This window comes from Gilliamella sp. Pas-s95, assembly GCF_009795795.1.
GTDB lineage: Bacteria > Pseudomonadota > Gammaproteobacteria > Enterobacterales > Orbaceae > Gilliamella > Gilliamella bombicola.
The window spans coordinates 60,125-85,112 of the sequence record NZ_WTFC01000006.1 but is presented as its reverse complement, the minus strand read 5'-3'; the positions used below and the strand labels follow the sequence as shown (position 1 = coordinate 85,112).

At 37.8% G+C, this 24,988-nt stretch carries 20 protein-coding genes and 2 pseudogenes; 13 read left to right on the top strand and 9 right to left on the bottom strand.

The annotated features are described in order from the left end of the window. Window positions 1-75 precede the first annotated feature (75 nt). Together GQ598_RS02820 and GQ598_RS11050 are read right to left on the bottom strand one after the other, a co-directional pair. Window positions 76-1,800, bottom strand: coding sequence for a hypothetical protein (locus GQ598_RS02820; RefSeq protein WP_160402264.1), 1,725 nt, complete (start codon window positions 1,798-1,800; stop codon window positions 76-78). A gap of 325 nt (window positions 1,801-2,125) precedes the next feature. Beyond that, a pseudogene (locus GQ598_RS11050) lies at window positions 2,126-2,386 on the bottom strand (glutamate--tRNA ligase family protein); the annotation flags it as partial. Between the two features lie 29 nt (window positions 2,387-2,415). Between GQ598_RS11050 and GQ598_RS02810 the strand changes: the two are divergent. Beyond that, a complete protein-coding gene (locus GQ598_RS02810; protein WP_160402263.1) occupies window positions 2,416-2,553 on the top strand; it encodes a hypothetical protein in 138 nt (45 codons plus the stop codon). Between the two features lie 157 nt (window positions 2,554-2,710). Continuing rightward, window positions 2,711-3,229: an endonuclease V gene (locus tag GQ598_RS02805; RefSeq protein WP_160402262.1), complete on the top strand. Its 519-nt coding sequence runs from the start codon at window positions 2,711-2,713 to the stop codon at window positions 3,227-3,229. 87 nt (window positions 3,230-3,316) lie between these two features. Here the strand turns inward: GQ598_RS02805 and glnS are convergent, their stop codons facing one another. The 3 genes from glnS to GQ598_RS02790 form a co-directional block, all read right to left on the bottom strand. Continuing rightward, window positions 3,317-4,993, bottom strand: a complete 1,677-nt coding sequence (gene glnS / locus GQ598_RS02800; RefSeq protein ID WP_160402261.1) for a glutamine--tRNA ligase — start codon at window positions 4,991-4,993, stop codon at window positions 3,317-3,319. Between the two features lie 272 nt (window positions 4,994-5,265). Continuing rightward, window positions 5,266-6,609: an ATP-binding protein gene (locus GQ598_RS02795; RefSeq protein ID WP_160402260.1), complete on the bottom strand. Its 1,344-nt coding sequence runs from the start codon at window positions 6,607-6,609 to the stop codon at window positions 5,266-5,268. Next, window positions 6,606-7,334: a response regulator transcription factor gene (locus GQ598_RS02790; RefSeq protein ID WP_160402259.1), complete on the bottom strand. Its 729-nt coding sequence runs from the start codon at window positions 7,332-7,334 to the stop codon at window positions 6,606-6,608. The genes GQ598_RS02795 and GQ598_RS02790 overlap by 4 nt, the downstream gene beginning before the upstream one ends. A 160-nt stretch (window positions 7,335-7,494) precedes the next feature. On the opposite strand from GQ598_RS02790, the gene GQ598_RS02785 reads away from it, so the two are divergent. From GQ598_RS02785 to GQ598_RS02770, 4 genes are read left to right on the top strand one after another with little or no spacing between them, the layout of a single operon-like run. Then, on the top strand, window positions 7,495-8,226 hold the full coding sequence (locus GQ598_RS02785; protein WP_160402258.1) for an MtnX-like HAD-IB family phosphatase: 732 nt from the start codon (window positions 7,495-7,497) through the stop codon (window positions 8,224-8,226). A 9-nt stretch (window positions 8,227-8,235) separates the two neighbouring features. Next, window positions 8,236-9,069 carry a carboxylesterase gene (locus tag GQ598_RS02780; protein WP_160402257.1) on the top strand — a complete coding sequence of 278 codons (834 nt, stop codon included), beginning with the start codon at window positions 8,236-8,238 and terminating at the stop codon, window positions 9,067-9,069. Further along, window positions 9,069-9,425: a hypothetical protein gene (locus tag GQ598_RS02775; RefSeq protein ID WP_091348305.1), complete on the top strand. Its 357-nt coding sequence runs from the start codon at window positions 9,069-9,071 to the stop codon at window positions 9,423-9,425. Before GQ598_RS02780 ends, GQ598_RS02775 begins: the two co-directional genes overlap by 1 nt. Before the next feature lies 1 nt (window position 9,426). Next, on the top strand, window positions 9,427-9,822 hold the full coding sequence (locus GQ598_RS02770) for a multidrug efflux SMR transporter (RefSeq protein WP_091348309.1): 396 nt from the start codon (window positions 9,427-9,429) through the stop codon (window positions 9,820-9,822). A gap of 73 nt (window positions 9,823-9,895) precedes the next feature. Here the strand turns inward: GQ598_RS02770 and GQ598_RS02765 are convergent, their stop codons facing one another. The 3 genes from GQ598_RS02765 to GQ598_RS02755 form a co-directional block, all read right to left on the bottom strand. Beyond that, on the bottom strand, window positions 9,896-10,768 hold the full coding sequence (locus tag GQ598_RS02765; protein WP_160402256.1) for an arginase family protein: 873 nt from the start codon (window positions 10,766-10,768) through the stop codon (window positions 9,896-9,898). Beyond that, window positions 10,765-11,814, bottom strand: a complete 1,050-nt coding sequence (locus GQ598_RS02760; protein ID WP_160402255.1) for a GNAT family N-acetyltransferase — start codon at window positions 11,812-11,814, stop codon at window positions 10,765-10,767. Before GQ598_RS02760 ends, GQ598_RS02765 begins: the two co-directional genes overlap by 4 nt. Window positions 11,815-11,888: 74 nt before the next feature. Beyond that, a complete protein-coding gene (locus tag GQ598_RS02755) occupies window positions 11,889-13,298 on the bottom strand; it encodes an aspartate aminotransferase family protein (RefSeq protein ID WP_160402254.1) in 1,410 nt (469 codons plus the stop codon). A 202-nt stretch (window positions 13,299-13,500) separates the two neighbouring features. On the opposite strand from GQ598_RS02755, the gene GQ598_RS02750 reads away from it, so the two are divergent. From GQ598_RS02750 to gyrB, 7 genes are all read left to right on the top strand, one after another. Further along, a complete protein-coding gene (locus GQ598_RS02750; protein WP_160402253.1) occupies window positions 13,501-14,250 on the top strand; it encodes a MipA/OmpV family protein in 750 nt (249 codons plus the stop codon). A gap of 81 nt (window positions 14,251-14,331) precedes the next feature. Further along, window positions 14,332-15,240 carry a recombination-associated protein RdgC gene (locus GQ598_RS02745; protein ID WP_160402252.1) on the top strand — a complete coding sequence of 303 codons (909 nt, stop codon included), beginning with the start codon at window positions 14,332-14,334 and terminating at the stop codon, window positions 15,238-15,240. Between the two features lie 196 nt (window positions 15,241-15,436). Further along, the gene (gene ompA / locus GQ598_RS02740) at window positions 15,437-16,531 is read left to right on the top strand and encodes a porin OmpA (RefSeq protein WP_091348328.1); all 1,095 of its coding nucleotides are present in this window, start codon (window positions 15,437-15,439) and stop codon (window positions 16,529-16,531) included. A gap of 167 nt (window positions 16,532-16,698) precedes the next feature. After that, the gene (gene dnaA / locus GQ598_RS02735) at window positions 16,699-18,057 is read left to right on the top strand and encodes a chromosomal replication initiator protein DnaA (protein WP_091348334.1); all 1,359 of its coding nucleotides are present in this window, start codon (window positions 16,699-16,701) and stop codon (window positions 18,055-18,057) included. Window positions 18,058-18,072: 15 nt separating this feature from the next. After that, window positions 18,073-19,176: a DNA polymerase III subunit beta gene (gene dnaN, locus GQ598_RS02730; protein ID WP_160402251.1), complete on the top strand. Its 1,104-nt coding sequence runs from the start codon at window positions 18,073-18,075 to the stop codon at window positions 19,174-19,176. 48 nt (window positions 19,177-19,224) lie between these two features. Continuing rightward, on the top strand, window positions 19,225-20,298 hold the full coding sequence (recF, locus tag GQ598_RS02725) for a DNA replication/repair protein RecF (RefSeq protein ID WP_160402250.1): 1,074 nt from the start codon (window positions 19,225-19,227) through the stop codon (window positions 20,296-20,298). 42 nt (window positions 20,299-20,340) lie between these two features. Next, window positions 20,341-22,752 carry a DNA topoisomerase (ATP-hydrolyzing) subunit B gene (gene gyrB, locus GQ598_RS02720; protein ID WP_160402249.1) on the top strand — a complete coding sequence of 804 codons (2,412 nt, stop codon included), beginning with the start codon at window positions 20,341-20,343 and terminating at the stop codon, window positions 22,750-22,752. A 615-nt stretch (window positions 22,753-23,367) separates the two neighbouring features. Here the strand turns inward: gyrB and GQ598_RS02715 are convergent. Continuing rightward, window positions 23,368-24,988, bottom strand: a pseudogene (locus GQ598_RS02715) (hypothetical protein); the annotation flags it as partial.

Genomic DNA, 24,988 nt, shown 5'->3' with positions numbered 1-24,988 from the left:
ATTCTTTGTTAGATTGTCCTCTCAGGCACCATAACCGCCCCCGCGGCCCAAGGATTAAGGACTAAACGCTAAAAACTAAGGTGCGACGCAAGCAATTGAGGCGCCCCAGTTGCGGCTGCTATAGCTGATACCGCCGATATCCGCGGAGGCAGAGTAGGCATCGCTACCTGAACTTGATGTGTAGGCCCAGTGGGCGTAGTCGGAGAAGCCCGCACCAGCGTAGCTTCTCATGTAGCCCCACTCCGTGAAAAAACCAGAACCTATATGACGCTTGTAATGATTAACAGATAAATTCATACTGCTGCTGCCTGAATTAGATAATTCTCCTACCCTAGGAAGACGATAACCCAAACTTCTACACCAAGTGGATTGGATAGAGTAAGAAACAGTACTAAAACCCCGACTGACGAACCATCTTTTTATCACAAATCCATAACGAACCTCATTACCTCGACCATCCCTACCGACTAACTCAAATGTCTGTGGCAAAGAGGGGACATCTAGCGGACTAGGATTACTTGAATTTTTCTGAGTATCATCAGCCCTAGGACCGCTTAACTTAACTCGTGCGACAACTTTTCCCCTATCAGCACTAGGAATCCATCTATCATTAGCTGCTACACTTGTCACCGTAGCTGTTATATCACCATTCGTGACAACAGACCATGTCAACTGACCTGCATTAACTCCTGCAGGCATCTCTAAGTCAAAATACAACCCATCAGCACCCGTTGTAGGAAAATTTCGGTCGTAAGAGGATGAATCAGTTGACTGAGTTAAAAAACCCTTTGTAGGACTCCATATGTTAGCTGGGCCGGCGAATATGGAACCGTCAAATAGATTAGAAACATTATTACCAGTACCACCGAAGAACAAATTCGGCCTTGCGTGACTCACAAAGTAACAAACAACAGAAGAATCCGGCTTGATGTAATACGTCGCAGACTGACTAGAAAAAGTATTACTATTAGGCACACCATACTGTGTAGTTAAACTACTATGTGTAACATCTAATGTCACTCTATAAGGAGAGTCGCAAGCACTTAATATATCACTACGACTTACGCTACGACCATTCTTGTCAGAGAAATAAACCGATATTATCCCTGTTGCTGTTACACCATTTGTACCCTGACCATCCCCATCATCATCCCCCCAATTGCCCAATGCTACTAAGTCACTTAAATTTCGTGAAATATATCCCGGCGGCACCAACATTCCTATATCACCTAATGTACTCCCTGCCGGTAATATTATCGGATTTGTCGCACTTGATGTATTTGTTGATGGTGTAATCCTTGTACCATCCGGCAACGTTATAGCAACGAAGTCATCCCTTGAAGTTACCCTCGTTCGACCTCCGTCAAACGTAAAATACGGCGCACCTCCCTCTATTACCCTTGATGTCTGGGCCGTTAATGCCACAGAACCCTGTGAATACGACAACAAGAACAACAACACGAAGAACAACGCCGATTTAGATAACAATGAAGGTTTAAACAATAACCTCGGTTTGGATAGCAATGGCGGCCCTAATAACCACTTGGATATCGACGATAATTTTACCGAACATGTGGCCGATGACCTGACCAAAGCAGTTTCCGACGATGTTTCCAAAGATGTTGCCGAAGTACCCGCCGAAGACATCGCCAGTAAAGACCTCGATGACGGCGTCCATTTCGCTACGCGAAATGACTTCGCTGATGAAAATAAGAACTGTGTCTGATTTAGACTACGGTGAAATTGAAAAAGATTTTGAGCATAGGTTTGGCAGGCCAGATGCCAGATGCCAGATGCCAAGTATGATAGCGCATTTCGATCATCCTGTCAAGTAATTTTTTGTTTTATTTGAATTTTTTATAATTGACTGCTCGACTAATGAGCACTCCCTTGCTTTGAAAGCGCTTAAATTATAATCGCTTGAATAATAATGTGCTACCTTTTTTGTTAAAAATTTGTAAAGTTTTGTTAAAGGATGAGTCAGCTTATGTGTGTGTGCTTTGGGGAATAGTTTTGAGTGGTGGTTTTTAGCTAAAAACCAACAAATAAAAACTTCAATAAAATCAATACATTTTCTGACCAATTTTTGGATAGTGATAGTAGCGTTGTCGGGATTGGAAAAAGTAGATTTAATGGCGTACTCTAAATTTAATCTTGCAAATTCATACTGGTGTGGACGCGCTTCGATCGTAATATTGTCTAATACCTAATCACACAAACGACGATTGTCTTGGAATGCAAGCGTACAAAGTGAATGGGTGATGTTTTCGATCGCATCTGAAATACAATGGGTAAAATCGTACATTGGGTAAATGCACCATTTGTTGCCTGTTTGGTGATGCTCGGCAAATTTGATGCGGTATAACACCGGATCACGCATCACAATAATTAGAACAGGGCGAAAAGGAAAATAAAATGAATGAGAGAAGAAATAAAACTGAGTTTAACCCACCGGTTCGGGTAGAGTTAAGTTATTTGCAACAGATTGACGGCTTATACTTTTTAAATGATGTATTGTTTAGTGGATTGGCTTATGACCATCGGAATAACTAAACTTAATAAGTATATTTAATAATAATCAATAGAATAATCAATACAGAAGTGAATATTATCACATTGAATTAATAACAGTAATTATGTTATCTTACTCAGTTAGTTTCAATGTATTGATTCATTGATAAATAATGTTTTAAATAGAAGATAACTTAATATGATACTTGCAATTGATGTTTATTACATTGATAACTGCGCCAAAGCGGTCGGCGTTTTATTTCATCATTGGACTGATTCAACCTCAGCAATTGAACAGGTAATCACAGATTATCAAGATAATGTTGCGCCCTATCAGTCAGGTCAGTTTTATCAACGTGAATTGCCTTGCATTATGTCACTGCTTGATAAAATTAATTTAAGTAAACTTACCTGTATTGTGATTGATGGTTATGTGCATTTGGATGAAGGTAAGATAGGGCTAGGTGGGCATTTGTATCATGCATTAAACAAAACCATTCCTATTATTGGTGTTGCTAAAAAGCCGTTTTCAGGCAATAGCGAGTATTTGATCGAAGTTCTCCGTGGTCAAAGCAAGCACCCGTTATATGTTACCTCGATAGGCATACCGCTAATAAATGCAGCTAATAGCGTGCAATCAATGGCAGGCAAACACCGAATGCCTGATGTGCTGAGCTATTTAGATCAACAAACAAAATTATTTAAACACGAAGAATAATTTATTGAATTAGATTGAAGTAATGTAAATGAAGTGGCAACTACAATCATTCGCCGCCCCAATAAGTCGGCGAATGACTTAGTTAAATTATGCTTCGTTCCAACTATCTCTTAAACCCACGGTTCGGTTAAACACAAGCTTATCTTCGGTTGCATATTTATTATCTAAACAGAAATAGCCTTCACGTTCAAATTGATAAGCATGCTCAGCTTGTGCATGTTGTAAACTTGGCTCAACAAAACCTTGTTTAATAATTAATGAATTAGGATTAATGGTTGATAAAAAGTCCTCGGCTGCACCTGGGGTTGGCGTATTAAATAAACGATCATACAGACGAATTTCAGCTGGTTTGGCAAATTTAGCCGAAACCCAATGAATAACACCTTTCACTTTACGACCATCTTCCGGATTTTTGTTTAACGTGGCTGGATCGTAACTACAATAGATTGTTTGGATGTTGCCTTCGGCGTCTTTTTCAACGCGATCAGCACGAATAACATAGGCATTACGCAAACGCACTTCTTTACCAAGTACTAAACGCTTGTAGTTTTTGTTAGCTTCTTCCCTAAAATCAGCTCGGTCGATGTAAATTTCACGCGTGAATGTCACTTCGCGAGCACCTAATTCTGGGCGGTTTGGGTGATTTGGCATGCTAAGCACTTCGTCAATCGTGTCTGAGAAGTTCTCGATCACAACTTTAACTGGATCTAGCACTGCCATTGCGCGAGGTGCGTTTTCGTTCAGATCTTCACGAATACAAAACTCAAGAGTACTCATTTCAACAGTATTTTCTTGCTTAGTCACCCCAATTCGACGGCAAAATTCCCGAATTGAAGCAGGTGTATAACCACGACGACGTAAACCCGATACCGTTGGCATGCGTGGATCGTCCCAACCATCAACAATTTTTTCTGATACTAATAGATTTAACTTACGTTTAGAGGTAATGGCATACTCTAGATTTAATCTTGAAAATTCATACTGATGAGGACGCGCTTCGATCGTAATATTGTCTAATACCCAATCATATAAACGACGATTGTCTTGGAATTCAAGCGTACAAAGTGAATGGGTGATGTTTTCGATCGCATCTGAAATACAATGGGTAAAATCGTACATTGGGTAAATGCACCATTTGTTGCCTGTTTGGTGATGCTCGGCAAATTTGATGCGGTATAACACCGGATCGCGCATCACAATAAATGGCGATGCCATATCAATTTTGGCACGTAGGCAGGCTTTACCTTCGGCGAATTTGCCTTCTTTCATTTGTGTAAAAAGAGCTAGGTTTTCTTCAACACTACGATCACGATAAGGACTATTTTTACCCGGTTGCGTTAAAGTACCACGATATTCACGAATTTCATCAGCAGACAGTTCATCTACATAAGCAAGCCCTTTATTGATGAGTTCAATTGCATAATCATATAGCCGGTCAAAATAGTCAGATGAGTAACAAATCTCACCATCCCATTCAAACCCTAACCAACGGACATCTTGTTTAATCGACTCAACATACTCTATATCTTCTTTAGCAGGATTCGTATCATCAAAACGCAAGTTACACTTACCCTGATAGTCTTGCGCAATACCAAAATTTAAACAAATTGATTTAGCATGCCCAATATGTAAATAGCCATTTGGCTCTGGCGGAAAGCGGGTATGCGTTGTTTTATATTTGCCAGCAGCAAGATCCGCATCAATAATTTGGCGGATAAAATTAGTCGGACGAGTTTCAGTCTCTGTCGGTAGTGAACCGCTCATAAAAAACCTCTGATGATATATTTATTAGAAACAAATTAAGAATATTTGCTTTGCTATTAATTCTTGTATTGGTTGATGAATATAACAAATTTTTGTTATTTCTGAAACGGAAAACAGGCTATTTGTATCGACAAAATTGCCTTTTAGCTAAACAATGCCGTTTTTTAATAAAATAACCCATATGTTAACTAAAAAAACAAAAATAAAAAATTCAATAAAATCAATATCTTTACTGACTGCTTTTTGACCGTATTACAACATAAATACAGTCGCTATTCATCGCCCGATTTTAACGAAACCACAAATCTAGCCCCACCAAGCGGGCTGGTGACAACAAACGCTTTGCCATCATGAAATTCTGCCATTAATTTTACATAAGCTAAACCAAGCCCATAACCACCAGTTGAACGTGTACGGCTAGTATCAAGTCTGGCAAAAGGCATAAAAATCTTTTCGCGCGCATCAAAAGGAATACCTGCGCCATCATCATCGATCTCAAGGATAACACGATTTTCATGTTTGGTGATATTTAAAACCGCTTTATGAGCTGCATATTTAAACGCATTAAGTAACAGATTTTTTACAATAGTTTCAACTAAATTGGTGTCAATCATGGCGTGTTCATCTTGGCTATTACAAGTTAGCTCAAATCCTTTCGGTTTGAATAACGCCAGTGATTGGCATACTTTTTCGCCCCACTCTTTGAGTGCTACACGCGTTAAGTTTAGCTCGATATTGCTTTGCTGCATTTTAAAATAATTCAAGCTGGCATTGATTAATGTTTCAAGCTCGTTAATATCATCACTCATACCTTTTTGTAGAAGACGTTTTTCTTGTTCATCGTTAGCTTCTTCAAGCATACTAAGTTCAAATCGCATTCGTGCAAGCGGGGTACGTAGCTCATGTGCCATTGCATGAGAAATCGTTTGATTGGTACTTACTAAGTGTTCAATATGCGTGCCCATATTATTTAATACGTTAGCGAGCGGCTTAAACAACCAACCTTTTACATTTTCGGTTCGTGCTTTTAAATTACCTTGTCCTAGTTGTTCGGCGGTCTGCCTGATATTAACCAGATCTTTCCAAACAGCGCTAAACGCCATATAAATTAAAATAAAAAAGGTGATGGCACTAAATACAGCCCAAATAATGAGAAAAATGGTCAATGACATGGTGTTGGATGCCAAAATGTCTCGCATGGCAATGGGACCTAATTGCAATAAGTTGCCATCTTTTAAATCAATATAAACGACCTCTTTATCGCTATCATAAGAAAAGTCCAGTTTGTGTAACTCGTTAAGTACCGCATCGGGTAAGGGTGTATTAATTGGCAAAACTTCGATAGGGTAACCAAAATAAGGTTGTAATTCATTAACCACGTCTTGAAGGGGACGATCTTTGTGCTCGTTAATTTGCATACGAATCAGGTTTACCGTGCCTCGTTGAGATTCTCGAAATACAATATGATCATCAGGCATATCGGTTAATGATGAAGGTAATGAATCAAAAACCAATAAAGCACCATAAGCAATGATACTTTGCAACAAAAGTAAAATGACTAGATAAAATACAATTCGGCGATTAAAAAATAGCGGTTTGGCTAATAATTGGCTCAATGGTTTTCTCCCTCTCGCATAAATAAATAGCCTTTACCACGCACGGTTTTGATGCGCGATGGATTATCTGGATCATCAAGTAATTTTCGACGAAGTCTTGACACCCGTGCATCAATAGAACGATCGCTACCATCAAAATCGATCCCTCTTACCTGAGAAAAAATATCATCTCGAGATAAAATGGTCCCTGCATTATGCGCAAGTAACCATAACAGATCAAATTCAGCAGTTGTTAAATCAATTTCTTGCTCTTGCATGAGCACTTTTCGGTTTTCGCCATCGATGAATAAATTGTCAAATATTAGCGTTTTGTTATTTGATGGCACAATCAATTCTTTATGATTGTCTTTGTCGGTTTCTATCTGTTTTCGTCTTAATAAGGCTCGTATGCGGGCAAGCAGTAATCTTGGCTCAACGGGCTTAGCTAAATAATCATCCGCCCCCAATTCCAGTCCAACGATCTCATCAATATTATCTTCGCTAGCTGTCATTATAAGGATGTAGTTAGTAAACCATGTGCGTATATCACGACAAATATCAAAACCCGTTTTTTCAGGTAACATCACATCTAATATAACCAGATCTGGATTAAGCTGTTGAATTCTTTCTTCAGCACCTGCACCACTATTATGCCATTCAACATGATATCCTTGCCGAATTAAATAGAGTTGAATTAAATTGGCTAACCGCTGATCATCTTCGATGATTAATATACGTTCACTCATTATTTGTTCTTAATCACTGCCACTTTTACTTAGAGATACCTCATTATACAGACAATTCTTCCCTCGTTACAAAATATATACAAAGAGCCTACAAAGTTTATAGTTACTCTATGAGAGAATTTGCGCCAATATCTTTAAATAGGCTATTTTTACATTAAACATGAATACTTTTTCATCAATTACAAACTTTCTTTTTCATCCATCTTATACACAACATCACTCGCCAATTGTCTTGTGCGATTTTGATGGCACAATTAGTGTAAAAGATGTTACCGACACCTTACTAAGCCATTTTGGTCAAGAGGGTTGTGATGAGCTCGAAACATTATGGGTTAATGGCGAAATTGGCTCTCAAGAATGTATGAGTAAACAAATTGCCTTAATGGATGCAAGCTTAGATGAGCTTAATGAAGTCTTATCACAAATCGAAATAGATCCAGATTTTAAATCTTTTATTGATTATACTGAACAAAATAACATCCCCGTTCATATAGTTAGCGATGGGCTTGATTATGCCATTGAGTTTATTTTAAAACGTCATGGTATTAAACAGTTGCCAATTTTTGCCAATAAATTACTGCATAATAATGCGCGCAGTTGGCGCCTTGAGTTCCCCTATGCAAACAAAAACTGCATCAAAAAAAGCGGTAATTGCAAATGTAATCATGTTAAAAAACAAAAATATTTTCCACAAATACTTTATGTTGGTGACGGTACGTCAGACTATTGTGTGTCGCATAATGTTGATTTTGTCTTTGCTAAAGATAAGTTAGTTAACTATTGCGAAAAAAATAGCATAGCACACACGCAAATCACCAGCTTTGCCGATGTCACAACCGCATTAGAACAAGCTCAACAAGCGGTTATTCCTGTGATGATGGTAAAAGAATAAGGAACGTTAATGAGTACAATCGAAGATTTATCTTACTTTCTACCAGGTAATAAAAATGGCGTACTGTTGATTCATGGCTTAACCGGTACCCCCAATGAAATGCGAATTTTAGCCAATGGTTTACATAAAGCAGGATTTACGGTTTATGCCATCCAGTTAGCGGGGCATTGTGGTACGGAAGAAGATCTGTGTAAAACAACTTGGCAAGATTGGTATAAAAGTGTGCAAGATGGTGCTGATTATTTAGCGCAGCATGTGGATAATATCTTTGTTGCGGGACTATCAATGGGCGCACTACTTGCACTCAAACTGGCAGTAGACAGACCTGAACAAATTAAAGGGGTTGGTGTATTAGCACCCACATTTTGTTACGATGGTTGGAGTATGCCATTTTGGGCAAAAAAACTGTTTTTCTTACTCGTTTACTTTAAAAAATTGGGGATTTTTCAAAAACAGGTTTTCATTGAACAACCACCTTATGGGCTTAAAGATGAACGCATTCGTGCGGTAGTCTCTGAAAGTATGTTAAGTGGTGATGCTGCATCAGCAGGCCTTGCAGGAAATCCATTCCCTGCGCTTGCCGAAATGCAGTTATTAGCAAAAGCGATGCGCAAGCAATTGCCCCAAGTAGTTTCGCCTTGTTTAATTATGCATTCAGGTAACGATGATATCGCCAATATAGAAACGAATGCCAAATTGGTCGAAAAGCAAGTTTCAGGACCAACAAAGTTAGTGGTATTAAATGATAGCTATCATTTAATTACCATTGATAGCCAGCGCCGCGAAGTGATCAAGGAGTGTGCTTCTTTCTTTGATAATATAGCAGAAGGAATAAAAGCATAATGTCACCATTAGTTATTTTACTTTGGGTTAGTAACATTTGTTTCGATACTTTAGGACAAGTCGCTTTTAAATTTGCAGCCATCGCACCCAACAATCGCGATGGTTGGTACTATTGGCTAGATTTAGCAAAAAATAAGTGGATTTGGATTGGCGTTACCTCGTATATTGCTGAATTTTTATTATGGTTAGCTTTTTTAACTTTAGTGCCTCTTTCTCAAGGGGTATTACTTGCCTCATTTAATATTATTACTATCATGCTAGTTGGCCGTATTATTTTCAAAGAATTACTGACTAGTTATCGCTTGATCGGAATGCTATTAATCACCGCCGGTGTTGTTTTTGTAGGAATGTCTTAATATGGCTAGATTTTACTTAATTGGCTTTTCTGTATTGCTCTTTTTTGACACAATTGCACAATGCAGTTTTAAATTAACAGCGATTGAAGCTCAACCGTTAGAGATGAGCATTGAATGGTTAATTCGCGTATTTACTAACCCTTGGATCTATATCTCAATAGCAGGCTATATTCTGACGTTTTTTACTTGGATGACGTTATTAAAAAAAGCCCCTGTAGGACCCGCTTTTGCCGCATCACACTTCGAAGTTGTGACAGTTATGGTTGTTTCAATTTGGTTGTTTCATGAACCGATTACCTTATTCAAGTTAATTGGTACAATATTAATTGTTTCAGGCATTCTCTTTTTGGCATTAGCAGAAAGTAAATTATCTCAACAAAATCCGCACAACCATTAACCCTAAGTTCCAATCATAATGGAAAGCTAGGCCATTTTATACTTAAGCCTACTTTCCTGAAACTTTTAAAAATTTATACTGTTAATGCTTTTAATAGCGTCAAATTAAGTTGATGCTGTTCTTGCTGCCAATTAAGAAGGTTATTTGGCGATATGCTCGGTTGTTTATCAAGAGAACTAAGCAAACGTTTAAACCAATTAGATGGCTGCCATATTGATAGTTCACCGGTAATATCACTGCCGATAATTCTAGGTTTAATTGACGATATAGTATCAAGCAGATGATACGTTTGTAGTTTGCCTTGATCCCAGTTGGTGTGAATCACTTCTTCGCTTAATACATCTTTATCAATCGATAAATAGACCGGTTGTGCGCTATGATATTGTTCGGATAAGAAGTTGGCAATAAGGTCATCTGGTGTGGCAAAATGCCTAAAAGCATGTCCTAAGCCAATTTTTTTTGCCCATGCGACATTGACATCTAGGCTCCAGTAAGTCAATTTTTTATGAAGCAGCGGTTTCCATCTATTTTCCCAAAAATGGGCTATACCAATATCATGGGAGGTAATGCCTAGCACATGTACATGACTCACAAAAGGTAAACTTGCCACATAACTAACCCATGATCCACAATGCACACCAAATAGATAGCGCATATTGTCTGGATGATTATCAAAAATCACAACTTGGATCGGATTATCTGCGGAATATTGCTTTGCTAAACGTTCAATAAGTAGTAATGAAATATGATGAAAATCACCACTGCCCATTAATACCGTGCCATGGCTTTCGGGTAAAGATTGCTGTAATACCTGTTTAAATTGGCAAAATTGTTTCTTAGTGCAACCAAAACGAATTGTATCTTGCCATTGCGTAACATCAACCGTTTGAGCATAACAAATATCTCCCACGCTTCTATCAAAATTGAGAATAATAGGACAGGTCATGCTACTTTCTCCTTATCACTTTCAAAGTGACCAATCAATCTGCGTAATACAGCTCTTAATAATGGATTGCGAATATAAACAAGATGCTTAGTAAAAGTAAATTTTGCACCGAGTGATGCTTTTACTTCAGGATCGGTCCAACCCGCAATATAATGACTAAATCCTTGCTGCAAAGCATATTCAAGATTTACAAACCAACTTACAAAATAGAGATTGAGCTCTCTTGCCTGTGGATAAACCATACCGATATACTTATCAACTAGCATATTGTTCACAACAAAACAAATATTGTACCCCACCAACTTATCATCATGGTGATAAGTCACAATATGCGCATTTTGGGTTTTGCTTTGTAATAGCTGAGTAAAAAAGGGCTTAGTCAATAAGTCAAAATGGATTTCACTTTGCTGATAAACATTAAGATATAATTGATAATACTCATCTAAAACCGCTTGGTCATAGAAACACTCATCACCACTATGCAACACATTAATAGTTAATTTTTGGCGTGATTTTAGTTTTCGTCTAAAATTTTTACGCCGGCTATAAGAAAATCGTGAAAAAACCTCATCTATATTGGCAAAATCAATCGGTAGCCAAGCTAATGCCTGCCCTTCAACTTCAATAAACCCCTGTTTTTTTAATGACGTAATAAGATGCATTGAATAATCATTTTCTTTTTCGCTCAGTAAAGGCGATGCAACAGGTATATCTTTAACAATCAAAAAAGGATATTGCTTAGCATAAGCCATTTTAAGATGTTGTGCTAATTGATTAGCATCCACTTTATCATTTAGTAACGCATATTCCGAAACAGTTGCGCCAACAAAACAAGTATTGGGTTGTAAATAGCGCTGCCATTTATGGTAAAAAGGCAGTTTTTGAATTTTATGTCTGAAATCATCATCTGCAGTAGTAAGAAGATCAAACTTGGCAGAAAAAACAGGCACACCATCTTCACTCAGCCATGCGGAAAATTCTTGTGGAGGATGAGCTAGAAAATTGTCTATTAATTCATTAGGTTCTAACTGATTGATATATTTCATAACGTTAAATATAAGATTGGCTGTAACTCGCGGTCCCGCCAATAGACATTGACGGGAAAATGAAAATAAAACAATTAAAGCTCTTTTTTGGCTCGAGTAATTAATTGATCCAACAGTTCAATACCCTGATCAATTTCTTGACGAGAGATGTGTAACGATGGCGCAAAGGTAATCACGTTTTTATAGTAACCACCAATATCAAGCACTAAGCCCATTTTGGTACCTTTCCAATCAAGATCACCTGACATACCAATATCAACCATTTTATCAACTAAGGCTTTATTAGCTGTAAAGCCATCTTCTGTACAGATTTCAGCACGAAGCGCTAAGCCTAAACCATCAACTTCGCCGATCTCTTTGTGTTTCTTCTCAAGTGTTTTTAAACCTTCGAGGAAATAAGCACCACTGTCCATGACCATTTTTTCGTAATCGGTTTCAGAAGTCATTTTTAACACTTCAAGACCAACTGCTGTACCAAGTGGATTTGAGGCAAATGTTGAGTGAGTTGAACCAACTGGGAATACTTGTGGATTAATTAATTCTTCACGTGCCCATAAACCACCTAGCGGATTAAGGCCATTAGTTAATGCTTTAGCAAAAACCACAACATCAGGTTTGACATCAAAGTGTTCAATTGACCAAAGTTTACCAGTACGGTAAAAGCCCATTTGGATTTCATCAACGACTAATAAAATACCATACTGATCTAACACTTTTTTAAGACCTTTAAAGTAATTACGAGGAGGCACAATATAACCGCCTGTTGCTTGTAAAGGTTCGGCATAAAACGCTGCATATTCCGCTTGTCCAACTTTTGGATCCCAAACACCGTGGTATTCGGTTTCAAATAAACGCGCAAATTCAGCCACCAAATGTTCACCATATTCTTCTGCTGTCATGCCTTTCGGACGACGGAAAGGATATGGGAATGGAACAAACATAGCACGATCGCCAAAATGACCATAGCGACGACGATAACGATAACTTGATGTAATGGATGATGCCCCTAAAGTACGGCCATGGTATCCACCTTGGAAAGCAAACATTAACGATTTACCGCCAGATGCATTACGAACCAATTTTAAAGAGTCTTCAATACATTGTGAACCACCCACATTGAAATGTACTCGTCCTTCATAACCAAAGCGTTTTTCCATGCCTTGGGCAATTGTTTTGGCTAATTCAATTTTAGTTGGATGCAAATATTGGCTAGCGCACTGTGGTAAGGTATCAATTTGCTTTTTAAGCACATTATTTAAACGTTCATTAGCATAACCAAAGTTACACGCAGAATACCACATTTGTAAGTCAAGGAAAGCTTTGCCTTCTTTGTCATACATGTAACTACCTTCACAACCATCAAAGATTTTTGGAGGTTCAACATAATGCACGGTATCGCCAAAAGAACAATATTTAGCTTCATCCGCTAACAATGTCGCATCATCAGGACGACTGTTAATCATTTCTAAAGTTGGTTTACTCATAATTATCTCACTAATCCATATTCAAACACGATAAAATGTGGCATTATTATTCAAGAAATTTGTCTGTTACAATGTATAATTACTGTATGAATTGTGTGACAATAAGCAAAATAAAAAAAACTCACTAAGAAGATAATAAAATCTGCGAACGGATAACAAGCGCTCTCTTTTATAGATAACCACGATATACGGGCATCAAAAAATGAAAAAAATACCTTATGCACTCTCTTTTTTATCAATAATAGCATTAGGAACTACCCAAATCGCATTAGCTGAGCCCACTTCCCTTGGGATTGGTATTGGTTGGGAAAATTCACCTTATAAAAGTTACAGTGCTCATTATTCTCCTATTCCCCATATTGATTATGACAATGGGCTATTTTTTATCGATGATTTATCCGCAGGGATTTATGTTTATCATTCTGAGGATCAAAGTATTTCACTTGGTGCTCGCTACTTATCTAATGAATTTAAACCACACAATTCAGATAATCACCAATTAAAACAACTTGATAGCCGTCACGCAACATTATTGACGGAAATAGAATATTCCCTTATAACCAACTGGGGAGTGTTTTCTAGTAGCGTTGGGGCTGATATGCTAAATAAAAGTAATAGTATTTTAGTTAATAGCGATTATACCGTTCCTTATATGCAAGGCAATTTCATTGTTGCACCAACCATTGGTATAAATTGGGCTAATGGTAAACACAATAGTTATTACTATGGTATTTCGCATAAAGAATCATCTCGTTCAGGATTGAGATACTTCAATGCTAATAGCTCATTGACACCTTACGCCGAAATCGCAGTACAATATTCATTTACCGAAAATATGGCCACTTTTGGCGGTATTCATATCGATAAATTAACTGGCGACGCAGCTGATAGCCCAATGGTTGACAAAAACACTGTCACCTCGATTTATATGGGTGTATCTTATAATTTTTAATTAATAGATATCAGCACTAATTTATTAGCTGTTTAAGTGAAATAAAATCATTACCACAAAAAACTCAGGAAATAGAAAAGTATGCTTTGGTTTAAAAATGCCATCATTTATCAACTCAATAATGACACGTTACTTAATAAAGATGCGATTGAAAACGCACTAAAATCGCATCTTTTTACCCCCTGCGGTAATTTAGACACTACAAAAATGGGTTGGGTATCGCCTTATCATGATAATAATGACGATGCTTTTATTATTGATATGCAAGGGCATTTATTATTAAGAATCAAAAAAGAAACTAAAATATTACCCACCCCTGTTATTAAACAGGCGTTATTAGAGAAAATCGATAAACAAGAACACGCACTCAGTAGAAAACTAACTAAAAACGAAAAAGCCACCTTAAAAGACGAAGTCATGATTGATCTCATGCCAAGAGCATTTAGTAAATATAATCACTATTGGTTGTGGATTGATACACAGAATAAACGCATTATTGTTGATTGTAGTAGCTTTAAACAAGCCGAAGATATTTTAGCCATTTTGCGCAAAGAGCTTGGATCGCTTGCATTAACGCCGTTATCAATTGATAAACCACTTGAACAAGTTATGACGACTTGGGTTAAAGAAAACCTGAATTTTCCACCATTTATATTAGGTGATCAAGCCGAGCTCAAAGACCCTCTTGAAGGTAATGGAATTATCAATTGCAAAAACCAAGAGATCACCGGTGACGAAATGCGTGTTCATTTTGATTCTGGCAAATGGGTCACAAAAATTAAAATTATTGATGAAAGAGGTGTTAGCTTTATCGTTAATAATGACTTAACATTTAAACGAATTAAATTTGATTCGATTATTTTAGACGAAAATGAAGATATCGGTTCAGATGAATTTGATAAAAGACTAGAAGCTGACTTCATTATTATGGCTAATTCATTAGCCAATACTATTAATGACTTTTACATAACAATTAACAAAATCATTTGATAAAATTATTTAAATTTTTTTTGTATTATACCATCATTAGTTATGGATCTGCCTATTAACTATGCTATACTATGAAACAGATTATGGGTAACATAATTATATAAAAATAAGTATTGTTCTTTTTATTTGAAGTGAATTTTAAACAATAAAAGAAACTAAACATCGTCTATAACAACATATAAGTTGAGGCAATAAAATGAAAAAAACTACTCTAGCTCTAGCAATCGCAGTTGCAAGTTTAACAGCTACTGCAGCTAATGCAGCATACGAAGACAACACTTTTTATACAGGTGCTAAATTAGGTTGGTCAGAGCTTTATCGATTAGATGCGAATAAAGTCCGTGTATGGGATAACGTTGGTATTAGCACTTCAAACCGTAGTAATATTGCTGGTGGTGCTTTCCTTGGTTTTCAAGCAAATCCTTATTTAGCTTTTGAATTAGGTTATGACTGGTTAGGATCTGCTAAATACAAAAGATCTTTCCATTATGCAGGCACAAATTATGATGTAGGTCATAGTAAAGTTTCTGCCCAAGGCGTATCTTTAACTGGTAAATTAAGCTACCCTATCATTGACAACCTAGATATCTATGGCCGTGCTGGTGGAATGGTAACTATCGCTAAATGGAAAAACGGCGGTTTAGTAAAAGATGGCGACAAACTTGACAATGGTACAAAAACTGACCTATCTCCTGTGTATGCGTTAGGTCTTGACTATCGTTTCGACGAAGACTTCTCTACTCGTTTAGAATACCAATATGTTCAACATATTCATACTAAAACTGACGCATCTCCAGATGCAGGACTAGTAAGTTTAGGTATTACTTACCGTTTAGGCGCACCAGCTGCTCCAGCTCCAGTTGAGTTAAAAACTGAAGTAAAACGTTATGTATTAAATGAAGATGTTCTATTTGCTTATGCAAAAGCTGACTTAAAAGCTGAAGGCCGTCAAGCATTAGACAACTTATTAACAAGCCTTGTTAAAATTAACCCAACTGAAAGTGCTGTTGTTGTAATTGGCCACACTGACCGTATCGGTTCAGATAGTTACAACCAAAAATTATCAGAACAACGCGCTAATTCTGTAATGAAATACTTAATTTCTAAAGGTGTTCCTGCTAACTTAATCAGTGCTCATGGTGTAGGTAAAACTCAACCAGTAACTGGTACTAAATGTAATGCACTTCGTGGCGCTGACTTAAAAGCATGTTTAGCACCAGATCGTCGTGTTGAAATTGAAGTTAAAGCACGTAACGTTCAAGAAGTTCAAGTAACTAATTCAACAAATTAATTTTTGTTTTTTTAAGTTATTCATTAAGACCCGGTTAAAAGCCGGGTTTTTTTATCTCTCTTTTTTGTTAACAACTAAATATATATCACCTTAGATCTACAAATTATCCACAAAAGGGATTATAATGCTTTACGGTATTGTTAGTAAGAAAAATTGAAGGAGTTGCCGTGCCTACCGCGATTTGGCAAGATTGCCTTTCTCAATTACAAGAAGAAATTCCTACAACGGAATTCAATTTATGGATTCGCCCGTTGCAAGCGGAAATGGTCGATAACAAACTTTATATTTATGCACCAAATAGATTTGTGCTAGATTGGGTAAGAAATAAATATTTAACTACTATATCCCAATTACTAAATAAGCTTTTTAATGATGATTCTTTAAAATTATTTCTTGAAGTTGGCTCGACCGTATCGACAGATAAAAAAGCCCAAAGTAGCCAGCGCAAAATGGATGTTTTACCAGCTTGGCAAACAACAAAAGAAACAAATCAAAATCATATTTACCGTTCAGGTATTAATCATAAACACACTTTTAATAGTTTTGTTGAAGGTAAATCAAACCAACTAGGTGTTGCGGCGGCAAAACAAGTAGCTGAAAACCCCGGCAAAGCTTATAACCCATTATTTTTATACGGCTCTACTGGTTTAGGAAAAACGCATTTATTACACGCAGTAGGCAATCAAATAATGGAAGAAAAGCCCAATGCAAAAGTGGTTTACATGCATTCAGAACGCTTTGTGCAAGATATGGTAAAAGCGCTACAAAATAATGCTATTGAAGAGTTTAAGAATTACTACCGTTCAGTTGATGCCTTGCTTATTGATGATATTCAATTTTTTGCCAATAAAGAGCGATCGCAAGAAGAATTTTTTCATACGTTCAATTCATTATTAGAAGGCAATCAGCAAATTATTTTAACCTCGGATCGTTACCCTAAAGAAATTGATGGTGTTGAAGACCGGTTAAAATCACGTTTTGGTTGGGGATTAACCATTGCCATCGAGCCCCCTGAGCTCGAAACGCGGGTTGCCATTCTAATGAAAAAAGCCGAAGAAAATCATATCAAATTACCCGAAGAAGTCGCTTTTTTTATTGCTAAAAGGCTGCGTTCCAATGTACGAGAGTTAGAGGGTGCACTTAATCGCGTCATCGCCAATGCTAACTTTACGGGAAAAGCTATTACCATTGATTTTGTTAAAGATGCCTTAAAAGATCTATTGGCGCTACAAGAAAAACTGGTTACCATTGAAAATATTCAAAAAACTGTTGCCGAATACTATAAAATTAAAGTATCAGATTTACTTTCTAAACGTCGTTCGCGTTCGGTTGCAAGACCACGACAAGTCGCAATGGCGCTTGCCAAGGAGCTCACTAACAAAAGCCTACCTGAAATTGGTGACGGCTTTGGTGGAAGAGATCATACAACCGTATTACATGCGTGTAGAAAAATTGCAGAATTAAAAGAAGAAAGCAATGCAATTAAAGAAGATTATTCCAATTTAATTCGAACATTATCAACTTAAAAAAGAATCAATACTATGAAATTTATTATAGATCGTGAAAAACTGATAAAACCCTTACATCTTGTCAGCGCTCCACTGAGTAATCGCCCGACGCTACCAATTTTGGGGAATCTATTATTACAAGTCAATGACAACAGGCTATCAATGACGGGAACGGATCTTGAAATAGAGATGATATCCCATCTACAATTAACCGAACCAAGTGAGCCGGGTGCGACTACCGTACCAGCCAGAAAGTTTCTTGATATCTGCCGAAACTTACCTAATGATGCCCAAATATCGATAAGCGTTGACGATAACCGATTGATGATTCAATCCGGTCGTAGTAAATTTTCTTTAGCAACGCTACCGGCTAATGATTTTCCTAATTTGGAAAATTGGCAAAGCGATGTTGACCTTTCTGTTCCACAAAAAACCATAAAACGACTGATTGATGCAGTGCAATTTTCAATGGCAAACCAAGATGTCAGATATTATTTAAATGGCATGTTATTTGAAATTGAAGATGGCCTATTAAAAACAGTTGCAACCGATGGACATCGATTAGCACTATGCGCACAACTAATAGAACAAGATACGCAAACTACTCACTCCGTTATTTTACCAAGAAAAGGGGTGCTTGAGCTTGCAAAACTGGTTAGCGATAACGACGAACTTATCACGATGCAAATTGGTAATAATAACTTACGTGTTAACCTTGGTGATTTCACTTTCACATCAAAACTCATTGATGGCCGATTTCCTGACTATAAACGCGTATTACCACGCAATCCAGATAAACCACTTGAAGTCTCTTGTGAAGAACTTAGAAATGCCCTATCACGAGTTGCTATCTTATCTAATGAAAAGTTCCGAGGTATTCGACTTCATGTCCATAACAACCAAATAAAAATTACTGCAAACAATCCTGAACAAGAAGAAGCTGAAGAAGTTGTTGACGTAAAATATGAATCAGCAGAGCTTGAAATTGGCTTCAATGTCACCTATTTACTTGACATATTAAATACATTGAAATGTGATAGTGTACAACTATTACTCACTGACGCCGTATCAAGTGTGCAAATTGAAGATATCAATAATCAATCTGCCACTTATGTTGTTATGCCAATGCGCTTATAATCAACTCTTACTTAATTTTCCGGCTTCGGCCGGAATAATTGATAGCATATGACTCTTTCAACCATCAACGTACATCATTTTCGTAATATTGATTACGCAAAACTTACCTTATCACCGCATTTCAACTTCATTGTTGGCGATAATGGTAGTGGCAAAACTAGCCTACTTGAAGCCATTTATATGCTTGGGCATGGACGAGCATTTAGGCACGCGCAATCAAATCGCATCATTCAGCATGAACAGCCTGAACTGGTATTATTTAGTGAAATAAAAAACACCAACCAACAAACACACTCAATTGGCCTTGCTAAATCACGCAATAGTGAAAATAAAATCAAAATAGACGGAGACGAAGGCTTTCGACTCACTGATCTAGCCAAATTGCTCCCTATCCAGCTCATTACTCCAGAAGGATTTGACTTATTAACGGGGGGGCCTAAATATCGACGTTCATTTATCGACTGGGGTTGCTTTCACCATTACCCTGAATTTGTCCATTTATGGAACAACTTAAAACGTCTATTTAAACAACGCAACGCACTACTAAAGCAAACTAAAAATTATAACCAATTATTACCTTGGGACAAAGAAATCGCCCCCATTGCAGAAAGAGTTAGTCAAATCAGAGCTGATTACTCACAACAAATTTTCCCTGAAATAATCCAAACGTGCCATGACTTTTTACCCGAATATAAGCTAAATTGCCAGTATTTCCAAGGTTGGGATCACGACACAGATTATGCTCTAATACTCCAAAAACAGTATGAACGCGACAAACTACTCAACTATACCTCAACCGGCCCGCATAAAGCGGATATTCGCTTACGCATCGACAATATTCCCGTTGAAGATCTATTATCTCGTGGACAATTAAAGTTATTAATGTGTGCTTTACGACTATCGCAAGGAGAATATTATTCAAAGCAAAATACCCAAGCTTGCGTTTACTTGATTGATGATTTTGCATCTGAATTAGATAATAACAAAAGAACATTATTAGCCAAACGGCTCAAACTTGCTAATTCACAAGTATTTATTACAGCCGTCAATCAATCGCAAATTACCCATATGATCGATGAAAATGATAAGATTTTTTACATAAAATCTGGTATAATCTCGTAAATATACAGAATGATATAAACAATCAAATAAGTCGAGAAATCCATGTCTAATTCTTATGATTCTTCTAGCATTAAAGTACTCAAAGGACTTGATGCTGTCCGTAAACGTCCAGGTATGTATATTGGTGATACTGATGATGGCACAGGACTTCACCATATGGTTTTTGAAGTGGTCGATAATGCCATTGATGAAGCATTGGCCGGTTATTGTCACCATATTGAAGTAACCATCCACCCCGATAATTCGGTTTCTGTACGCGACGATGGCCGCGGCATTCCAACTGGTATTCATGAAGAAGAAGGTATCTCAGCGGCTGAAGTTATTATGACTGTTTTACATGCGGGTGGCAAATTTGATGATAACTCATATAAAGTCTCTGGTGGCTTACATGGTGTGGGAGTTTCCGTTGTTAACGCCCTATCAGATAAATTAGAACTGGTGATTTATCGTGACGGAAAAATACACCAACAAATTTACAACTTAGGGGTACCACAAGCACCTCTTAACGTGATTGGTGAAACCACAGAATCAGGCACATATGTCCGCTTCTGGCCAAGCCCTGACACATTTACCAACATTGAATTTGTCTACGAAATACTAGCCAAACGGCTTCGTGAACTCTCGTTCCTAAACTCAGGTGTATCGATAAAATTACTTGATGCACGTACAGGAAAAAATGAACATTATCATTACGAAGGCGGAATACAAGCTTTTGTTGAATATCTCAATAAAAACAAAAACCCGATTCATCCAAAAATATTTTACTTCAGTACGGAAAAAGACGATATTGGCGTAGAAGTTGCATTACAGTGGAACGATGGCTATCAAGAAAATATCTATTGTTTTACTAACAACATCCCCCAACGAGATGGCGGTACACATTTAGCCGGTTTCCGTGGTGCAATGACGCGCACATTAAACAATTACATGGAAAACGAAGGATACAGTAAAAAAGCTAAAATCAGCGCTACAGGTGATGATGCGCGTGAAGGTCTAATTGCTGTTGTATCAGTTAAAGTCCCTGACCCTAAATTTTCGTCACAAACCAAGGACAAGTTAGTCTCGTCAGAAGTCAAATCAGCTGTAGAATCCGTCATGGGCGAAAAGTTAGCAGAATACTTACTTGAAAACCCATCCGATGCCAAAATTGTCGTCGGCAAAATCATCGACGCTGCAAGAGCTCGTGAGGCTGCGCGCAAAGCACGCGAAATGACACGACGAAAAGGCGCATTAGACCTTGGTGGCTTACCGGGAAAACTCGCTGACTGCCAAGAAAAAGACCCTGCTCTATCAGAACTTTACTTAGTGGAAGGGGACTCGGCAGGTGGTTCGGCAAAACAAGGTCGTAACCGCAAAAATCAGGCAATTTTACCGCTTAAAGGTAAGATTTTAAATGTCGAAAAAGCACGTTTTGATAAAATGCTCTCATCGCAAGAAGTCGGTACATTGATTACCGCACTGGGTTGTGGAATAGGTCGTGACGAATATAATCCAGACAAAATGCGCTACCACAGTATTATCATCATGACCGATGCCGATGTCGATGGTTCGCATATTCGTACTTTATTATTAACGTTCTTTTATCGCCAAATGCCAGAAATCATAGAACGTGGCTATGTTTATATTGCACAGCCACCTTTATACAAAGTCAAAAAAGGCAAACAAGAACAATACATCAAAGACGATGATGCCATGACGCAATTCCAAATCGCCTTAGCGCTTGAAGATGCCTCGTTACACGTTAATGATCATGCCCCAGCACTTGCTGGTGAAGCATTAGAACGACTGATTGCAGAATATCAAAAGGTTGAAAAGCTCATCACCAAAATGGAACGACGCTATCCAAAAGCGCTACTTTCCGAATTGGTGTACCATGATGCACTAAATGAAAATATCCTACAAAGCCAACAACAAGCAGAGAATTGGGCAAAAACACTTGTCGAAAAACTTACAAGTAAAGAACAACATGGTAGCAGTTACCGCTATTCAACTGACTACAATGAAAAGACCCAATTGCACCTGCCGGTAATTAAAGTCAAAACGCACGGTGTTGACACGAATTACACGTTAGATCAAGCTTTCATTCACAGCAATGAATACCGCAACATTTGCCACCTTGGGGCACAACTCAAAGAGCTACTGGAAGACAGCGCATTTATCCAACGCGGTGAACGAAAACAGCCGGTTAGCTCGTTTGACGAAGCTGTCGACTGGTTAATCAAAGAGTCTCGCCGTGGCTTAACAATTCAACGCTATAAAGGTCTTGGTGAAATGAACCCAGAACAATTATGGGAAACAACAATGGATCCAACTAGTCGTCGCATGTTGCAAGTCACCATTAAAGATGCAATTGAAGCAGATCAATTGTTCACCACATTAATGGGTGATGAAGTTGAACCTCGTCGACTATTCATTGAAGAAAATGCCCTTAAAGCAGCGAATTTAGATTTCTAAAAATTGTCGTGATAAAAAAGTAAAAAGACCAGAGGTAATGTCTGGTTTTTTACTAGATATAGAATAAATGAGTTTTATTTTATGAAAAATAAAATAAAATCAATTACTTTTCTAACTTATTTTGCTAGGGATTTTTGTCTTTGCATGATGTCATTTTGAGGGCCAAGCAGTTGGTGTTTTAGATATAACTAAATCAAAAACCATTCGCACTTCGATCGGGAAGTTGCAACCTAACATGCGTATGTCTCTGGTTTAGTGATATCTCCTTACCTTCGACTTTTTTATCAGCAAGCGCGTGATAATTTTGGATTAAAAGTCTTGGGTAATAAGTTAATGGCTGTGCTAGCAGTGCTAATTTTACTGTTAGGCATATTAATATTATGTCAAACACTTAATAGATGCCTTTCATCAAATTAACACCGCTGTATTAAAATGCACAGCAAAACACTTACCCTTACCACCAACTGCTTGGTTATTCTTACTTATTTTATATTAATCATTACATACCCCTAATCTTATTTACTCGTAGCTCTTACCTCGCGTGGGGGCACAGTTCTTTATTAGTTTGTCCAACTAAAGTCATATTCCCCCGAAGCAAGGATTAAGAACTAATAGCTAAGGGGTGACACAAACAGCCTTCCTATCATATCCGGTAGGCTGCTTTCCCCATACGCCACCGCTGTCCGAGCCGACAGCAGTGCCCATTTTGTCCTTGATATCACTCATCCAGTACAACCCTTGGAAGAAGTTTGCATTAGCGTAATGCTTCATGTCTCCCCACTCAGTAAAAAAGCCTGAATTTATTGGACGCGTATTAACATCATATCCAGGAGGATAAGATGGGGATGTGCTGCAATTGCGACCACAAATTTTGAAAGTCAAGTCCTTGATCCGTGACAAACGATAGCCTAAACTACTACACCAAGATGATTGGCTAGCTTGATTTCCTAATTCATTACCCCGATTGACGAACCACTGCTTCAACACAAATCCATATTTTACCACCACATTACCACTTCTATCCCTGCCTTCCAGCTCAAATGTCTGTGGTAAAGATGGCACACTTAAAGGACGTGGGTTACTTGAACTTCTCTGCCTACGACTTGCTCTAGGACCATTTAACGTTACCCGCGTGACATACTTGGATTTATCCTTAATAATCCATTTATCGTATAGTATTATGTTTCCTACTGAGTCTGTGTATGAACCAGTATTAGGCCTTGTCCACTTCACTGTAGCAGTTATTCCTCCCCGAGTAACAGGAGACCATGTCAATTGACTTCCATCCACTCCTGCTATGATTAAATCAAAGTATAAACCATCAGCACCTGTTGTCGGAAAATTAAGGCCGTAAGAAGATGGATCGGTTGATTTAACCAAAAAGCCATTAAAACTATCAAATCTCTCGCTTATACGAGGAGCACTATTTGGCCTTACATAACAAACAGATATAGACGGACTCGAATCAAGATAATACCTCACTGTTTTAGAGTCAAAATGTGCTCTATTTGGTATCCCGTACTGTGTTATTAACTCCCCACCTGAACTATGTAATATTATCTGATAAGGTCCCAAGCATGGATGCACACTATCATTACGACTTACGTAAAAATTAAATTTATTTCTAAGTTCAAACGATAAATCCCCTCTCGCCTTAACCCCATTAGCACCCTGTCCATCACCATCATCATCTCCCCAATAATGATATTTATTCACTAAATCATTGAAACTCACTGAGCTTCCTGATTCAACTGATGGTGGTACCAACATCCCTATACTACTAAAAGAAGTCCCTACAGGTAAAATTATCGGATTTTCTTTACTTGAAGGATTGGTTGATGGTGTAAATACCCTACCATCCGGTAACTTAATAGCCAATAAACTATCCAATGAAGTCGCCTTAGTTTGGCCACCATCAAATGTAAAATATGGTGCAGTACCTTCAATCGTTTTTAATGTCTTAGTTGATAAAGCCTGAGCGCTAAACGAATACATTAATAGCGACAAGGGTGCAAAAAACAATAACGATTTTGATAAAAAGGCTAAGAATTTCGCTAAATTTAGCGATAGAAATGAAGCTTGTGAGAAATCTCGAAAACTAAGGTAATTAAAAAGATTTAAAATATAGGTTTGCCAAAAGCGATGCCCGATGCCCGATGCCCGATGCCCGATGCCCGATGCCCGATGCCCGATGCCCGATGCCCGATGCCCGATGCCCGATGCCCGATGCCCGATG

What these genes read in the sequence shown, in the direction of transcription:
- GQ598_RS02775 (WP_091348305.1), top strand. Translation starts at nt 9,069, where the DNA reads ATGTCACCATTAGTTATTTTACTTTGGGTTAGTAACATTTGTTTCGAT.
- GQ598_RS02780 (WP_160402257.1), top strand. Translation starts at nt 8,236, where the DNA reads ATGAGTACAATCGAAGATTTATCTTACTTTCTACCAGGTAATAAAAAT.
- ompA (WP_091348328.1), top strand. Translation starts at nt 15,437, where the DNA reads ATGAAAAAAACTACTCTAGCTCTAGCAATCGCAGTTGCAAGTTTAACA.
- GQ598_RS02765 (WP_160402256.1), bottom strand. Translation starts at nt 10,768, where the DNA reads ATGACCTGTCCTATTATTCTCAATTTTGATAGAAGCGTGGGAGATATT.
- GQ598_RS02785 (WP_160402258.1), top strand. Translation starts at nt 7,495, where the DNA reads ATGAATACTTTTTCATCAATTACAAACTTTCTTTTTCATCCATCTTAT.
- GQ598_RS02750 (WP_160402253.1), top strand. Translation starts at nt 13,501, where the DNA reads ATGAAAAAAATACCTTATGCACTCTCTTTTTTATCAATAATAGCATTA.
- recF (WP_160402250.1), top strand. Translation starts at nt 19,225, where the DNA reads ATGACTCTTTCAACCATCAACGTACATCATTTTCGTAATATTGATTAC.
- GQ598_RS02810 (WP_160402263.1), top strand. Translation starts at nt 2,416, where the DNA reads ATGAATGAGAGAAGAAATAAAACTGAGTTTAACCCACCGGTTCGGGTA.
- GQ598_RS02760 (WP_160402255.1), bottom strand. Translation starts at nt 11,814, where the DNA reads ATGAAATATATCAATCAGTTAGAACCTAATGAATTAATAGACAATTTT.
- glnS (WP_160402261.1), bottom strand. Translation starts at nt 4,993, where the DNA reads ATGAGCGGTTCACTACCGACAGAGACTGAAACTCGTCCGACTAATTTT.
- GQ598_RS02770 (WP_091348309.1), top strand. Translation starts at nt 9,427, where the DNA reads ATGGCTAGATTTTACTTAATTGGCTTTTCTGTATTGCTCTTTTTTGAC.
- GQ598_RS02745 (WP_160402252.1), top strand. Translation starts at nt 14,332, where the DNA reads ATGCTTTGGTTTAAAAATGCCATCATTTATCAACTCAATAATGACACG.
- dnaN (WP_160402251.1), top strand. Translation starts at nt 18,073, where the DNA reads ATGAAATTTATTATAGATCGTGAAAAACTGATAAAACCCTTACATCTT.
- GQ598_RS02755 (WP_160402254.1), bottom strand. Translation starts at nt 13,298, where the DNA reads ATGAGTAAACCAACTTTAGAAATGATTAACAGTCGTCCTGATGATGCG.
- GQ598_RS02805 (WP_160402262.1), top strand. Translation starts at nt 2,711, where the DNA reads ATGATACTTGCAATTGATGTTTATTACATTGATAACTGCGCCAAAGCG.
- gyrB (WP_160402249.1), top strand. Translation starts at nt 20,341, where the DNA reads ATGTCTAATTCTTATGATTCTTCTAGCATTAAAGTACTCAAAGGACTT.
- GQ598_RS02790 (WP_160402259.1), bottom strand. Translation starts at nt 7,334, where the DNA reads ATGAGTGAACGTATATTAATCATCGAAGATGATCAGCGGTTAGCCAAT.